12 protein-coding genes, 1 tRNA gene and 2 pseudogenes are annotated in these 13,975 nt (G+C 73.7%); 11 read left to right on the forward strand and 4 right to left on the reverse strand.

Going from position 1 to position 13,975, the window contains the following annotated elements:
• Window positions 1–272, reverse strand: a pseudogene (locus GB864_RS18995) (hypothetical protein); the annotation flags it as partial.
• Between GB864_RS18995 and GB864_RS15990 the strand changes: the two are divergent.
• The 3 genes from GB864_RS15990 (at window position 159) to GB864_RS16000 (ending at window position 3,479) form a co-directional block, all read left to right on the forward strand.
• Window positions 159–968, forward strand: coding sequence for a 5-oxoprolinase subunit C family protein (locus GB864_RS15990; protein ID WP_336604040.1), 810 nt, complete (start codon window positions 159–161; stop codon window positions 966–968). The pseudogene GB864_RS18995 and the gene GB864_RS15990 sit on opposite strands and share 114 nt — an antisense overlap.
• Before the next feature lie 39 nt (window positions 969–1,007).
• Window positions 1,008–2,876, forward strand: a complete 1,869-nt coding sequence (locus GB864_RS15995) for an ABC-F family ATP-binding cassette domain-containing protein (protein WP_160426698.1) — start codon at window positions 1,008–1,010, stop codon at window positions 2,874–2,876.
• Window positions 2,877–2,960: 84 nt separating this feature from the next.
• Window positions 2,961–3,479, forward strand: a complete 519-nt coding sequence (locus tag GB864_RS16000; RefSeq protein WP_160426699.1) for a hypothetical protein — start codon at window positions 2,961–2,963, stop codon at window positions 3,477–3,479.
• Window positions 3,480–3,568: 89 nt separating this feature from the next.
• On the opposite strand, the gene GB864_RS16005 is transcribed toward GB864_RS16000, so the two are convergent.
• Window positions 3,569–4,060: a MarR family winged helix-turn-helix transcriptional regulator gene (locus tag GB864_RS16005; RefSeq protein WP_160426700.1), complete on the reverse strand. Its 492-nt coding sequence runs from the start codon at window positions 4,058–4,060 to the stop codon at window positions 3,569–3,571.
• Between the two features lie 148 nt (window positions 4,061–4,208).
• On the opposite strand from GB864_RS16005, the gene GB864_RS16010 reads away from it, so the two are divergent.
• The 6 genes from GB864_RS16010 to GB864_RS16035 all read left to right on the forward strand — a co-directional run bounded on the left by GB864_RS16010 (window position 4,209) and on the right by GB864_RS16035 (window position 10,578).
• Window positions 4,209–4,280: transfer RNA gene (locus GB864_RS16010), tRNA-Gln, on the forward strand.
• A gap of 1 nt (window position 4,281) precedes the next feature.
• Window positions 4,282–5,736 carry a bifunctional UDP-N-acetylglucosamine diphosphorylase/glucosamine-1-phosphate N-acetyltransferase GlmU gene (gene glmU, locus GB864_RS16015; RefSeq protein WP_160426701.1) on the forward strand — a complete coding sequence of 485 codons (1,455 nt, stop codon included), beginning with the start codon at window positions 4,282–4,284 and terminating at the stop codon, window positions 5,734–5,736.
• Between the two features lie 35 nt (window positions 5,737–5,771).
• On the forward strand, window positions 5,772–6,749 hold the full coding sequence (locus GB864_RS16020) for a ribose-phosphate diphosphokinase (protein ID WP_160426702.1): 978 nt from the start codon (window positions 5,772–5,774) through the stop codon (window positions 6,747–6,749).
• Window positions 6,750–6,751: 2 nt separating this feature from the next.
• A complete protein-coding gene (locus tag GB864_RS16025; protein ID WP_160426703.1) occupies window positions 6,752–8,452 on the forward strand; it encodes a long-chain-fatty-acid--CoA ligase in 1,701 nt (566 codons plus the stop codon).
• 275 nt (window positions 8,453–8,727) lie between these two features.
• Window positions 8,728–9,954, forward strand: coding sequence for an MFS transporter (locus tag GB864_RS16030; RefSeq protein ID WP_160426704.1), 1,227 nt, complete (start codon window positions 8,728–8,730; stop codon window positions 9,952–9,954).
• A 9-nt stretch (window positions 9,955–9,963) separates the two neighbouring features.
• A complete protein-coding gene (locus tag GB864_RS16035) occupies window positions 9,964–10,578 on the forward strand; it encodes a helix-turn-helix domain-containing protein (protein WP_160426705.1) in 615 nt (204 codons plus the stop codon).
• On the opposite strand, the gene GB864_RS16040 is transcribed toward GB864_RS16035, so the two are convergent.
• Both GB864_RS16040 and GB864_RS16045 read right to left on the reverse strand, forming a co-directional pair.
• Entirely contained in the window at window positions 10,575–11,693 is a 1,119-nt protein-coding gene (locus GB864_RS16040) for a sensor histidine kinase (protein ID WP_160426706.1), read from the reverse strand. The two genes, GB864_RS16035 and GB864_RS16040, sit on opposite strands and share 4 nt — an antisense overlap.
• Window positions 11,694–11,770: 77 nt before the next feature.
• Window positions 11,771–12,442, reverse strand: a pseudogene (locus GB864_RS16045) (response regulator transcription factor); the annotation flags it as partial.
• 87 nt (window positions 12,443–12,529) lie between these two features.
• On the opposite strand from GB864_RS16045, the gene GB864_RS16050 reads away from it, so the two are divergent.
• Both GB864_RS16050 and GB864_RS16055 read left to right on the forward strand, forming a co-directional pair.
• A complete protein-coding gene (locus GB864_RS16050) occupies window positions 12,530–13,192 on the forward strand; it encodes a M15 family metallopeptidase (protein WP_202107304.1) in 663 nt (220 codons plus the stop codon).
• Entirely contained in the window at window positions 13,189–13,770 is a 582-nt protein-coding gene (locus tag GB864_RS16055) for a VanZ family protein (RefSeq protein WP_160426708.1), read from the forward strand. Before GB864_RS16050 ends, GB864_RS16055 begins: the two co-directional genes overlap by 4 nt.
• Window positions 13,771–13,975 lie beyond the last annotated feature (205 nt).

Raw genomic sequence — 13,975 nt, forward strand, 5'->3', positions numbered from 1 at the left:
GCGACGGTGTAGCTGCGGAAGACCGGCTTGGTCGCCTTGGGCAGCAGCAGCAGGTACTTCAGGTACGAGGGCGTGTCGAACTTGCCGGGCAGGTTGTCGGAGCGCAGTTGCTCGTCGAGGACCTCGGCCGCGCCGGAGTTGCGGCGCTCGGCGTCTCGGTGTCGGGGGCGGCCGACCGCGGCGCGCTGCGCGAGGCGAACCGGCTCGTCGGCAACGTGCCGGGGACTGCCGCGCTCGAAGCCGCGGGCGGCGGCGCCGTCCTCCGCGCCCACGGCGAACTGCTCGTCGCCGTCACGGGCGCGGAAGGGCCGGTGATCATCGAGGGACGCCGTGGGGACGCTCTCGCACCCCGCGGCCGCGCCTTCGTGCTGCTGCCGGACGAGCGGCTCGTGCTCGGCGAACCGGAGCGCGGGATCCGCACGGTGATCGCGGTGCGCGGCGGGCTCGACGTCCCGGGCATCCTCGGCTCGGCGTCGACCGACACGCTCGCCGGCCTCGGACCGGCGGCGCTCGCCCCGGGGGACCGTCTCGCGGTCGCGCCCGCACGTCGCGGCGCGGTCGGCGCCCCCGGTCCGCTCCCGCGCCCGCCGGCATCCGGCGCGACCACCCTGCTCGACGTCGTGCTCGGCCCCCGCGACGACTGGTTCGACGAGGCATCCCTCGCCCGCTTCGCCGACGCGGAGTGGGTCGTGACCCCGCGATCGGACCGGGTCGGCGCACGGCTCGACGGCCCCGCCCTCGCCCGAGCGCCGCGTTTCGAGGGCGTCGAGCTGCCGAGCGAGGGACTGGTCCCGGGGGCGTTGCAGGTACCGCCCGACGGCCGGCCCATCCTCTTCGGCCGCGACCATCCCGTGACGGGCGGCTATCCCGTGATCGCGGTCGTCGCAGCTGTCGACCTCGACCTCGCGCTGCAGCTGCCGCCCGGCGCGCGGGTGCGGTTCCGCCCGCGCCCGCCGACTCCGGCGTGAGGGCGGTCCACAGCCGCCCGAAGTAGGCTCGGAGGCCGTATGGCACATCTGCTGGGCGCGGAGCGCCTCCACCTCGAGTTCCCCACCCGCGTCGTCTTCGACGAGGTCACCCTCGGCATCGACGAGGGCGACCGCATCGGCATCGTCGGCCGCAACGGCGACGGCAAGTCGACGCTGCTGAAGCTGCTCGCGGGCCGGCTGGAACCGGACGGCGGGCGCGTGACGACCCGTCGCGGCGTCACGATCGGGATGCTCGATCAGGCCGACGCCATCGATCCCGACCTGACCGTCGCGAAGGCCGTCGTCGGCGGCATCGACGAGCACGTGTGGGCGGGCGACCCGAAGGTGCGCGACGTGCTCGCGGGCCTGCTCGGCGATGTGCCGTGGGAGAGCCGCATCGGCGACCTCTCGGGCGGCCAGCGACGTCGTGTCGGTCTCGCCGCCCTGCTCGTCGGCGACTGGGACGTGCTGTTCCTCGACGAGCCGACGAACCACCTCGACGTCGAGGGCATCGCGTGGCTCGCCCGCCACCTCAAGGCCCGCTGGGCCGCCGGGTCCGGCGCCGTCGTCGTCGTCACCCACGACCGCTGGTTCCTCGACGAGGTCTGCACGGCGACGTGGGAGGTGCACGACGGCATCGTCGAGCCGTTCGAGGGCGGCTACGCGGCGTACATCCTCCAGCGCGTCGAGCGCGACCGGATGGCCGCGGCCTCCGAGGCGAAGCGCCAGAACCTCATGCGCAAGGAGCTCGCGTGGCTGCGCCGCGGCGCGCCGGCGCGCACGTCGAAGCCGAAGTTCCGCATCGACGCCGCCAACCAGCTCATCGAGGACGTGCCGCCCGTGCGCGACCCGATCGAACTGAACCGCCTCGCGGTCTCCCGCCTCGGCAAGGACGTCGTCGATCTCGAGGACGTCGCCGTCGTCTACCCCGGCCGTGCCGAGGGCGCGGCCGCCAAGACCGTCCTGCAGGATGTCACGTGGCGCATCGCCCCCGGCGAACGCACGGGCATCCTCGGCGTCAACGGCGCGGGCAAGTCGACGCTGCTCGGGCTCGTGACGGGCCGGGTCACGGCGACCGCGGGGCGCGTCAAGCGCGGCACGACGGTGAAGATCGCGACCCTCAGCCAGGAGCTCGCCGAGCTCACCGAGCACACCGACCGGCGCGTCTCCGACGTCGTCGCCGACCTCCGCCGCGGCTACACGGTGGGCTCGGGCTCCAAGGCCGTGGAACTGACCCCCGGCCAGCTGCTGGAGCGCCTCGGCTTCTCGAGCGCGCAGCTCTCGACGCCGGTCGGGCGCCTCTCGGGCGGGCAGAAGCGCCGGCTGCAGCTCCTGCTGATCCTGCTCGAGGAGCCGAACGTGCTCATCCTCGACGAGCCGACCAACGACCTCGACACCGACATGCTCGCCGCGATCGAGGACCTGCTCGACTCCTGGCCGGGCACCCTGCTCGTCGTCAGCCACGACCGCTACCTCGTCGAGCGCGTCACCGACCGCCAGATCGCGGTCATGGACGGGCACCTGCGCGATCTGCCGCGCGGCGTCGACCAGTACCTCGAACTGCGCGCCGTGCAGGCGACGGCGCCGGCCGCACGGCCGACCGCTCCGACGGGCGCCGCGGCACCCGCCGAGGCTCCGGGCGCATCCGCTCCAACCTCGACCGGGAGCCCGGCGACCCCCGCGCTCGCGGGCGCCGATCGCCGCTCCGCCGAGAAGGAGCTCTCGGCGATCGATCGCAAGCTCGCCAAGCTCGCGACCGACATCGCGGCGCAGCACGAGCGGCTCGCCGCGCACGACCAGGCCGACTACGTCGGTCTCGGCGCCCTCGGCGACGGGCTCTCGGCGCTCGAGGGCCAGGTCGCCGACCTCGAACTGCGCTGGTTGGAGCTCAGCGAACTGCTCGAGTAGCCGACGTCCTCCGGCGCGCGGCCGAGGCGTCGCGTATCGTCGGGAGGCGCCCGTCCTGCCGACCCGACCCCCGGAGGCTCGTCCATGCCCGTCCCAGCGTTCATCCGGCCCGCCGCGCTCGTCGTCTCGGCGCTCGGACTCGCCGCCCTGCTCGCCGGCTGCACCGGCGGTTCCGACCGCGATTCGGAGACAGCGCTCCCGACGCCGAGCCCCGCGGCGACGTCGGCCGCGCCGACTCCCGAACCGACCGCGCCGGCGAACGCCGACGACGAGGCCCGTGCCGCGGACTGCGCGACGCTCGCCGACGTCCCGACCGCCGCCTCGGAGGCGCTCCAGTCCGCCTACGCGCAGGCGAGCACCGACCCGGCCGCGGCGGTCGCGACGCTCCAGGACTTCGCCGCGGGCTTCTCGGCGACGCGCGCCGCGTTGACCTCGCCGACCGTGCAGGCCGCCGCCGACGACGCGGGCGCGGCGTTCGACGGCCTCGTCGTCACGGTGGAGGGCGTCGTCGCCGACCCCGTGTCGGCCGATCTCTCGGCGCTGACCGAGCAGGCGACGCAGATGCAGAACGCCTTCGCGGCGATCGGCGAGATCTGCTCCTGAGCACCCGACGGGCCTTTGATGCCGTTCGCGGCATCCAGAGGTTCATCCGTGAGACGGATGCCGTCGGCGGCATCCGTCTCGGGGTCGGCTCAGTCGAAGCCGAGCGAGAGCTTGCGCAGCAGCGTGGCGAGGCGGCGCTGCTCGACCGCCGGGAGGGAGGCGAGGAGGGCCCGCTCGGATTCCAGCAGGCGGCTGATCGCGGCGTCCACGCGAGTGCGCCCGGCCTCGTTCATGACGACGAGCACGCCGCGCCCGTCGTGGGGGTCGGTGTGCCGCGAGACGAGGCCGCGCTCGACGAGCCGGTCGATGCGGTTCGTCATGGTGCCGCTCGAGACGAGGGTCTGGGAGAGCAGGGCCTTCGGTGGGAGCTGATACGGCGCCCCCGCTCGGCGCAGTGCGGAGAGCACGTCGAACTCCCAGGACTCGAGCCCGGACTCGGCGAAGGCCTGCTTGCGGGCCCGGTCGAGCTGCTTGGAGAGGCGGTCGACGCGCGAGAACACCTGCAGCGGCGCGAACTCGAGGTCGCTGCGCTCCCGCTCCCAGTCGCCGACGATGCGGTCGACCTCATCCTGCTCGGCCATCCCTCCATTATCGGACCGCCGGGCGCGCCGCCGTGCAGGTCGTCCGCCGGTGGGTCTGGCAGACTTGAGCGGCCTCCGCCGCATCGAGCCGGCGGGGACGGGATGCCGGGCTTCCGGCGCCCTGGTCCGGGTGATCCCGGAGCGGCAGTCCGCCATGGTGTAACGGCAGCACGACAGCCTTTGGAGCTGTGAGGACCAGGTTCGAATCCTGGTGGCGGAGCATGAGCGATCAGCAGTTGGCCGTCGTCATCCTCGCCGCGGGCACGGGCACGCGCATGAAGTCGGCGACGCCGAAGGTGCTCCACGAGCTCGCCGGCGTCCCCCTCCTCGGCCACGTGGCCGCGACGGCCCGCGCCCTCGGCCCCGGCACGGTGCTCGCGGTCGTGCGGCACGAGCGCGACCGCGTCGCCGCCTACCTCGGCGAGGCGGCGCCCGAGATCGTCGTCGTCGACCAGGATGCGACGCCCGGCACCGGCCGTGCCGTCGCCCAGGCGATCGAAGCGCTGGATGCTGCGGGCGACGCACCCTTCGCCGGCGACGTCCTCGTGCTCTCCGGCGACGTGCCGCTGCTCGACGCGGAGACGCTCGCGGAGTTCGTCGCGGGTCACCGCGAGTCCGGCCGTGCGGCGAGCATCCTGACCTCGGAGCCCGGCGACCCGACGGGCTACGGGCGCATCGTGCGCGCAGCCGACGGCTCGGTCGACCGCATCGTCGAGCAGAAGGACGCCACCGACGCCGAGCGCGCGATCGGCGAGGTCAACTCGGGCGTCTACGTGTTCGGCGCGGCCGCGCTGCGCGACCGGCTCGCCCACCTCACGCTGGACAACGCGCAGGGCGAGCAGTACCTGACGGACGTCATCGGGCTGCTGCGCGAGGCGGGCTCGGAGGTCTCGGCGCTCCCGACGGCGCCGTGGAAGGTCGCCGGCATCAACGACCGGGCGCAGCTCGCCGAGGCCGCCGCCCAGCTCAACGCGCTCATCGTGCGCGGCTGGCAGCTGCACGGCGTCAGCATCCAGGACCCGGCGACGACGTGGATCGACCTCGACGTCGTGCTCGAGCCCGACGCGACGATCCTGCCGAACACCCAGCTCAGGGGCGCGACCGTCGTCGCCGTCGGGGCGGTCGTCGGTCCCGACACGACGCTCGTCGACACCGAGGTCGGCGCGGGCGCCACGGTCAAGCGCACCGACGCGACGCTCGCGGTCATCGGCGCGAATGCGCTCGTCGGCCCCTTCGCCTACCTGCGACCGGGCACGGTGCTCGAGGCCGACGGCAAGATCGGCACCTTCGTCGAGACGAAGAACGCGACGATCCGCCGCGGCGCCAAGGTGCCGCACCTCTCCTACGTCGGCGACACGAACGTCGGCGAGCACACGAACCTCGGCGCCGGCGCGATCACCGCGAATTACGACGACATCGCCAAACACCGCACCGAGATCGGCGCCCACGTGCATACGGGTTCCCACAACGTTTTCGTGGCCCCGGTTAGGATTGGGGACGGTGCGAAAACCGGCGCCGGCGCCGTCATCCGCAAGGACGTCCCGCCGGGCGCCCTCGCCATGAGCGTCGCACCGCAACGGAACATCGAAGGCTGGGTCCAGCTCCACCGGGCTGGAACCGAGTCTGCGGCGGCCGCCGACGCCGCCGCGGCCCAGGGGGAGTCGTCGGAGCGATAAGCGGCAGACCGCCGCGGAGAGAAGGACCCACAAGCATGTCAGGTATCGAAGCCGCAGGTTCGAAGCGACTGGTCCTCGTCTCCGGGCGGGCGCATCCCGCCCTCGCGGAGGAGATCGCCCGCGAGGTCGGTTCGGAGCTCGTGCCGACGGACGCCCGCACGTTCGCGAACGGGGAGATCTACGCCCGTTTCGACGAGTCGATCCGCGGCGCCGACGCCTTCGTCATCCAGTCGCACACCTCGCCGATCAACGAGTGGCTCATGGAGCAGCTCATCATGATCGACGCGCTTAAGCGGGCCTCGGCGAAGCGCATCACCGTCGTCGCCCCGTTCTACCCGTACGCGCGCCAGGACAAGAAGGGCCGCGGCCGCGAGCCGATCTCGGCCCGCCTCGTCGCCGACCTGTTCAAGACGGCCGGCGCCGACCGCATCATGTCGATCGACCTGCACGCCGCGCAGATCCAGGGCTTCTTCGACGGCCCCGTCGACCACCTCTTCGCCATGCCGGTGCTGCTCAGCGAGTTCAAGGAGACGCTCGACCCGTCGACGCTGACGGTCGTCTCGCCCGACATGGGCCGCGTGCGCGTCGCCGACATCTGGAGCGACAAGCTCGGCGCCCCGCTCGCGATCATCCACAAGCGCCGCGACCCGCTCGTGCCGAACCAGGTCTCGGTGCACGAGATCGTCGGCGAGGTCGCGGGCCGCGTGTGCCTGCTCGTCGACGACCTCATCGACACCGGCCGCACGATCGTCAAGGCCGCCGAGGCGCTCAAGGACGCCGGCGCGATCGGCGTCGTCGTCGCCGCGACCCACGCCGTGTTCTCCGACCCGGCCGTCGAGATCCTCCAGTCGGACTTCATCGACCGCGTCGTCGTCACCGACACCCTGCCGGTGCCCGAGGAGAAGCGCTGGGACCGCCTCACGGTGCTCTCGATCGCCCCGCTCCTGGCCCGCGCGATCACCGAGGTGTTCGAGGACGGCTCCGTCACGAGCATGTTCGACGGCGCCGCCTGAGCATGACGATCTCGACCCCGCGGCCGTGGCTCGCGAGCTACGCCGACGGCGTGCCCGAAGAGCTCGCGCCGCAGCCCGACTCCCTCGTCGAACTGCTGCGCGACTCCGTGCGCGACTACCCGGATGCCGTCGCCCTCGAGTTCTTCGGCAAGGAGACCACCTACGCCGACCTCGGCGAGCAGGTGCGGCGCGCGGCCGAGGGCCTGCGCATCCTCGGCGTGCAGAAGGGCGACACGGTCGCGCTCGTGCTGCCGAACTGCCCGCAGCACGTCGTCGCCTTCTACGCCGTGCTGCGCCTCGGCGCGATCGTCATCGAGCACAACCCGCTCTACACGCCGCGCGAGCTCCGGCACCAGTTCGAGGACCACGGCGCGCGCTTCGCGATCGTGTGGGACTCGGTCGTCGACACGCTCCGCAGCTTCCCCTCCGACCTCGGGGTGGCCGAGATCATCTCGGTGGATGTCACGCGCGCGATGCCGCTCTCGATGCGGTTCGCGCTGCGGCTGCCGATCGCCAAGGCGCGCGAGTCGCGGGCCGCACTCACGTCGGGCGCCAAGGGCACGACGACGTGGGAGCAGGTGCTCGACCACGAGCCGATCGCGGCGCGGGTGCCGGGGCCGTCCGTCGACGACGTCGCGCTCATCCAGTACACGAGCGGCACCACGGGGCATCCGAAGGGTGCCACGCTCACGCACCTGAACCTCGTCTCGAACGCGGCGCAGGCGCGTGCTTGGGTGCCGGCGATCACGCGCGGCGATTGCGTCGTCTACGCGATCCTGCCGATGTTCCACGCCTACGGGCTGACGCTCTGCCTCACCTTCGCGATGAGCATGGGCGCGCGGCTGGTGCTCTTCCCGAAGTTCGACCCCGACCTCGTGCTGCCGGTCATCAAGAAGCATCCGCCGACCTTCCTGCCGGCCGTGCCGCCGATCTACGACCGGCTCACCAAGGCCGCGGTCGCGGCGGGCGTCTCCCTCGACGGCATCGAGATCGCCATCTCCGGCGCGATGGCGCTCTCCAAGGAGGTCGTCGAGCCGTGGGAGGCGCAGACCCACGGCTACCTCGTCGAGGGCTACGGCCTCTCGGAGTGCTCGCCCGTGCTCATGGCCAACCCGGTCGCGCCGCACCGGCGCGCGGGCACGGTCGGCCTGCCGCTGCCCTCGACCGAGTGCCGCGTCGTCGACCCCGACGAGCCGACCGTCGCGAAGGGCATCGGCGAGGCCGGCGAGCTGACCGTGCGCGGTCCGCAGGTGTTCTCGGGGTACTGGGGCAAGCCCGACGAGACGGCCGAGGTCTTCCTGGAGGATCCCGACGGGGGAGCGCCGTGGTTCCGCACGGGCGACATCGTCGAGATCGACGAAGACGGCTTCGTGCGCATCGTCGACCGCATCAAGGAACTCATCATCACGGGCGGCTTCAACGTCGCGCCGACCGAGGTCGAGGAGGCGCTGCGCACGTTCCCCGGCATCGAGGACGTCGCCGTGGTCGGCCTGCCCTCGGCGCACTCGGGCGAGGACGTGGTGGCCGCGGTCGTGCTGCAGCCGGGCGTCATGCTCGACGAGGCGGCGATCCGCGAGTTCGCGCGCGGCAAGCTGACGCCCTACAAGGTGCCGCGCCAGGTCGTGCAGGTCGAGGAGCTGCCGCGCTCGCTCATCGGCAAGGTCATCCGCCGCAAGGTGAAGGAGCAGCTGCTGGCGGAGTAGTCCGCAGCAGCCGTCTCGCGAAGCGCCCCGGGGATCCCCGGGGCGCTTCGTCGTTCCCGTCGCGTGCTTCATCCGGACCGGTCTCCGCCCGCCCTGATTCCCGAGTGGGTAGGTCTTGCGGGTCTTCCGTCCCGTGCACCCGCGTCGCCTACCCACTCGCGAGCGGACGGGGAGCGGACGGGGAGCGGACGGGGAGCGGACGGGGAGCGGGGGCGAGTCGGCTCAATATGAAAGATAGCTTGCGAAAGAACTCTTTCACGTTCTATCGTCGGGACATGACCTCGACGCAGACCGCCCGCCCCCCGCGCTACCCCGCCCTCCGCGACCCCGTGTTCCGCCGGCTCACGGCCGCGTGGGTCGCGAGCAACCTCGGCGACAGCCTGCTGTTCATCGTCGCCGCCGTCTGGGTGAAGGAGCTCACCGGCTCCGACGCCCTCGCCGGCGGCGTGTTCGTCGCCTACGGGCTCGCCGCGTTCACCGCGCCGTTCCTCGGCCAGCTCGCCGACCGGATGCGACGGGTGCCCCTGCTCGTCGTCGCGAACCTCGCCGCCGCCGCCGTGCTCGCGGCGCTCTTCCTCGTCGACGCCGAGCGGGTCTGGATCGTGCACATCGTGCTCTTCCTCTACGGTGCGGTCGGCTACCTCACCTCGGCCGCGCAGTCGGGGCTCGTGCGCGACCTCGTCGCCGACGACGACCTCGCCGGCGCGAACGGCCTCCTCGCGACGATCGACCAGGCCGCGCGGCTCGTCGCGCCGCTCGTCGGCACCGGCCTCTACGTCCTCGTGGGGGCGCAGCCCGTCATCGCCATCGCGCTCGTGTCGTTCCTCGTCGCCGCCGGCGTCTTCCGCTTCCTCGGCGCCGCCGAGTCCGAGCCCGAGCCGCCCGCCGAGCGGGAGCCGTTCCGCGCCGAGATCTCCGCGGGCGTCCGGCTGCTGTTCGGCGATCGCCGCCTCGGCATCCTCACCGTCGTGCTCGCCGTCGCCTTCGCCGCGACCGGCCTCACCAACGTCGTCGTCTTCCCAGCGCTCGAGCAGGGCTTCGACCTCGCCCCGGCGTGGCTCGGCGTCGTGACGACCTTCCAGGGCCTCGGCGCCCTCGCCGGCGGGCTCACCGTCGCCCCGATCGTCGCCCGGCTCGGCGAGTCGCGCACGGTCGCCATCGGCGTCGCAGTGCTCGGCGTCGGCCTGCTCTCGCTGCTCGGCGGCTGGCAGCGGTTCGTGCCCGTGGTCGTCGGGCTGCCCGTCGCCTCCGCAGCGATCGGCCTCGCGGTGACGTGGGCGATCGTCGCCTACGTGACCGTGCGCCAGCGCTCGACGCCCGCTCGGCTCCAGGGGCGCACGGCCGCCGCCTCCAACGTGCTGCTCAACGTGCCCCAGACGATCGCGATGGTCGCCGGCACCGCCCTGATCCTCGCGGTGGACTACCGCCTCCTCGTGGTCGTGACCGGCGCGGTCATCCTGCTCGCCGCGGCCGCGTGCCTCGTCGCCGCACGCAGCCGGTAACGTCGGAGCATGGCCGACGACGCGAACCGCCGGATCAACGATCCCGCTCGCATCCGCGCCCTCGCCCACCCGACCCGGCTCGCCCTGCTCGACCATCTCGGCGAGGTCGAGGAGGCCACCGCGACGGAGTGCGCCGCGATCGTCGGCGAATCGCCGTCGAGCTGCTCCTTCCACCTCCGGATGCTCGAGAAGTACGGCTTCGTCGAGCGGCTGCCGCAGCGGGGCCGGGAGCGGCCCTGGCGCGCGACGCAGACCTCCTGGAACGCCACTCCCGATCCGGAGATCGAGGGTTCGACCCTCGCCGGGGCCGCGCTCGCCGACCTCGTCGTCCAGCGCGAGACGGAGCGCATCCGGGCGTGGCTGGCGGCGGCCGGAGCCGCCCCGCCCGCGCCGGAGTGGATCGAGGCGATGACCGTCACGAAGGCCGAATACTGGGCGAGCGCCGAGGAGTTGGCCGAGGTGCGGGAGCAGATCCACGCGTTGGCCGAACGCTTCCGAGGGCGCCGCGAGGACCCGTCGCTCCGCCCGGCCGGCGCGCGGAAGGCCACGCTGTTCGCGGTGCAATTGCCGGACCTCGCGGACGAGGCGCCCGCGCCCGGCGGCACCGGCGAGAGCAGCGTCTAGCGGTCGTCGGGCCGATCGAACGCGCCGCGGACGTCCGGCGCCGCCGCCGGCAAGTGCACCGCGGCCACGAGCCCGCCGCCCTCGCGCGGTGCGAGGTCGAGCCGGCCGTCGTGGGCGCGCACGATGCTCGTGGCGATCGCGAGGCCGAGGCCGACGCCGGCGTGATCGCCCCGGGTGCGCTCGGCGCCGCGCTGGAACGGTTCGGCGAGCGTCGCCACGAAGCCGGGGTCGAGCGGCTCCCCGCCGTTCTCGACGATCAGGTCGGCACGACCGCCAGTGCGGCCCGACCGCACGCGCACCCAGCCGCCCTCGGGCGCGTTGTGCACGATCGCGTTGTGGACGAGGTTGACGGTGAGCTGGAGCAGCAGTGCGGGGGAGCCGAGCGCGAACGCCGCCTCGCCGCTCGTCTCCAGCGTCACGCCCCGCCGCTCGGCGAGGGGCAGCAGCGTCTCCGCGGCTTCCTCGGCGAGGAGCGAGAGGTCGACGCGCTCGCGCACGAAGGCGCGCCCGTCGGCGCGACTCAGCAGCAGCAGCGCCTCGGTGAGCTCGATCGCCCGGGCGTTCACCGCGAGGAGGCGCTCGACGAGGGCGGGATCGCGTCCGTCGGGGTCGTCGCGGGCGACCTCGAGCATCGTCTGGGTGATGGCGAGCGGCGTGCGCAGTTCGTGGGAGGCGTTCGCGGCGAAGCGCTGCTGCTCGGCGAGGTGCGCCTCGAGCCGCGCGAGCATGTCGTCGAAGCTGTCGGCGAGCTCGCGGAACTCGTCGTCGGGGCCCTCGAGCTCGATGCGGTGGGAGAGGGAGCCCGCCGCCGCCTGCCGCGTCGCCGCGGTGAGCCGGCGCAGCGGTGCGAGCACGCGTCCCGCGAGGAACCAGCCGCCGGCGAGGCCGACGACGAGCAGCGCGAGCAGCACCCAGCCGAGCGCCGGGGCGAACGCCCGCAGCAGGTCGCCCCGCCCCGGCGTGAAGCCCTCGCTCGTCCACGCGGCGTTCGCCGGGACGTAGCGCAGCAGGAACACCCAGACGATGCCGAGCAGCAGCGCGACGGCGACGAGGAGCAGCCCGACGTAGCTCAGGGTGAGCTTCAGCCGGACGCTCAGTCCCGGGGGCCGCGCCATGCGCCCTCCTGGGCGGAACCGGGCTCGGCGGCATCCGTTGCCTCCGGGGCGGGATCGCTCGCGCCCGACCCGGCTGCGCCCGCGTCCGATCCGGCCTCGATGCGGTACCCGACGCCGGGCACCGTCGCGATGATCCCGGGCTCGCCGAGCCGTTTGCGCAGCGACGACATGGTGATGCGCACGGCGTTCGTGAACGGGTCGGCGTTGGCGTCCCACGCCCGCTCGAGCAGGTCCTCGGCGCTGACGACGCCGCCCTCGGCCGCGACGAGCACCTCGAGCACGGCGAACTGCTTGCGCGTGAGCGCGACGTAGCGGCCGTCGCGGAACACCTCGCGCCGGAACGGGTCGACGCGCAGGCCGGCGATCTCGCGCACGGGCGGCCGGGACCGGGCACGGCGGCGGTCGAGCGCCCGCAGCCGCAGCACGAGCTCCCGCAGCGCGAACGGCTTCGTCAGGTAGTCGTCGGCGCCGAGCTCGAAACCGCTCGCCTTGTCGTCGAGCCGGTCGGCGGCCGTGAGCATGAGGATGGGCATCCCACTGCCGGAGCCGACGATGTGCTCGGCGACCCGGTCGCCCGAGATGCCCGGGAGGTCGCGGTCGAGCACGGCGATGTCGTACGCGTTGACGGCGAGGAGTTCGAGCGCCTGCTCGCCGTCGCCCGCGATGTCGGCGGCGATCGCCTCGAGGCGGAGGCCGTCGCGGACGGCCGCCGCCATGAGGGGCTCGTCCTCGACGATCAGCACGCGCATGCCCTCGATGCTACGAGCCGGGGTGTATCGCCGGCGTATCGGGAAACGCAGACGCCCTCGCAACACGCGGGCGCGTGGACTGGAGCCATGATCACGCACCCTCCGACACGACGGGTCCGGCGCAACCGGATGCTCGCCGTCGTCGTCCTCGCCGCGTCGGCCGTCGCCGTCGCGCTCGCGGTCGCCGCGACCCGCGACGGCGGCGCCACCGCACTGCCCGCACCGATCGACGCGCCGAGCTCCGCCGACGCATCCGGTCCGGATGCCCCGCCCCTGCAACCCGAGACCGATGCCGCCGACCCCGCAGCCGCCGACGGCGTGGTCCCGGACGGCACGGATATCTTCGCCGACGTCCCGGCGCTCGCGAACCTCGACCCCGCCCTCCTCGACGCGCTGCGCCGCGCGGCGAGCGATGCCGCCGGGGACGGCGTCGTGTTCGAGCTCAACAGCGGCTGGCGCTCGGGCGCCTACCAGGAGCGACTGCTCGCGGACGCGGTCGCCGAGTACGGCTCGGCCGCCGAGGCGGCGCGGTGGGTGGCCACCGCCGAGACGTCCCCGCACGTGCGCGGCGAGGCGGTCGACCTCGGCACGGCGGCGTCGGCCTGGCTCGCCGAGCACGGCGCCGACTCCGGGCTCTGCAGCGTCTACGCGAACGAGCCGTGGCACTTCGAGCTCCGGCCGGACGCCGCTCGGACGGGCTGCCCCGTGCCCTACGCCGATCCGACCGCCGACCCGCGGATGCGAGGATGAGCGCCGTGCCCGCCGCGTCCCGCTCCCGCGCGACGAGAACCCGCACCCCCGCCGTCCTCTTCGCGATCTACCTCGTGCTGCTCGCCTGGATGGTCGTGCTCCGCTTCCAGTTGCCGTGGGAGGCCGGGCAGTCGGGCCGCCTGCTGAAGCTCGTCCCGTTCGTCGCGAGCGGCGGCTTCGGGGCGAGCGCCCCGCGCGAGGTGCTCGCCAACGTGCTGATCTTCGTGCCGTTCGGCCTCTACCTCGGGCTGCTCCGGCCGACGTGGTCGCGGCCGCGCGCCGCCCTGGTCTTCGCCGGCGGCAGCCTCGCCCTCGAGGCCGCGCAGTACGTGCTCGCGACCGGCAGCACCGACGTGACCGACATCATCGTGAACACCGCCGGCGGCCTCATCGGGCTCGCCGTCGTCCGGGCGATCGGGCGGGCCTCGCGGGGACGAGCCCTCCCCGCGCTGACGCGGGTCTGCGCGGTCGCCACGGCGGTCGCGGTGCTCGCGGTCGGGCTCTTCGTCGCCTCGCCGGTGCAGTACGGGCCGCCGGGGGAGCGACCGCCGCGACCGGGGCCGGCCGTCGTCGGCTGACCCGTCGCGCTCGGGCCGGCTCGCGAGCCGGGGCTCGCGCTCCGGCCCGCTCGCGCGCCGGTCAGACGGAACGGATGCCGGGCTCGGCGTCCGTCCCGAGCGCGGCCGCGGCCTCCTGCAGCAACCGCACGGCCGTGCGGATGGCGCCGCTCTCGGCGCGGGCCGCCCGGAACACCACGGCGACGCGACGCACCTGGCTCCGGTC

Source organism: Agromyces seonyuensis, assembly GCF_009789225.1.
Taxonomy (GTDB): domain Bacteria; phylum Actinomycetota; class Actinomycetes; order Actinomycetales; family Microbacteriaceae; genus Agromyces; species Agromyces seonyuensis.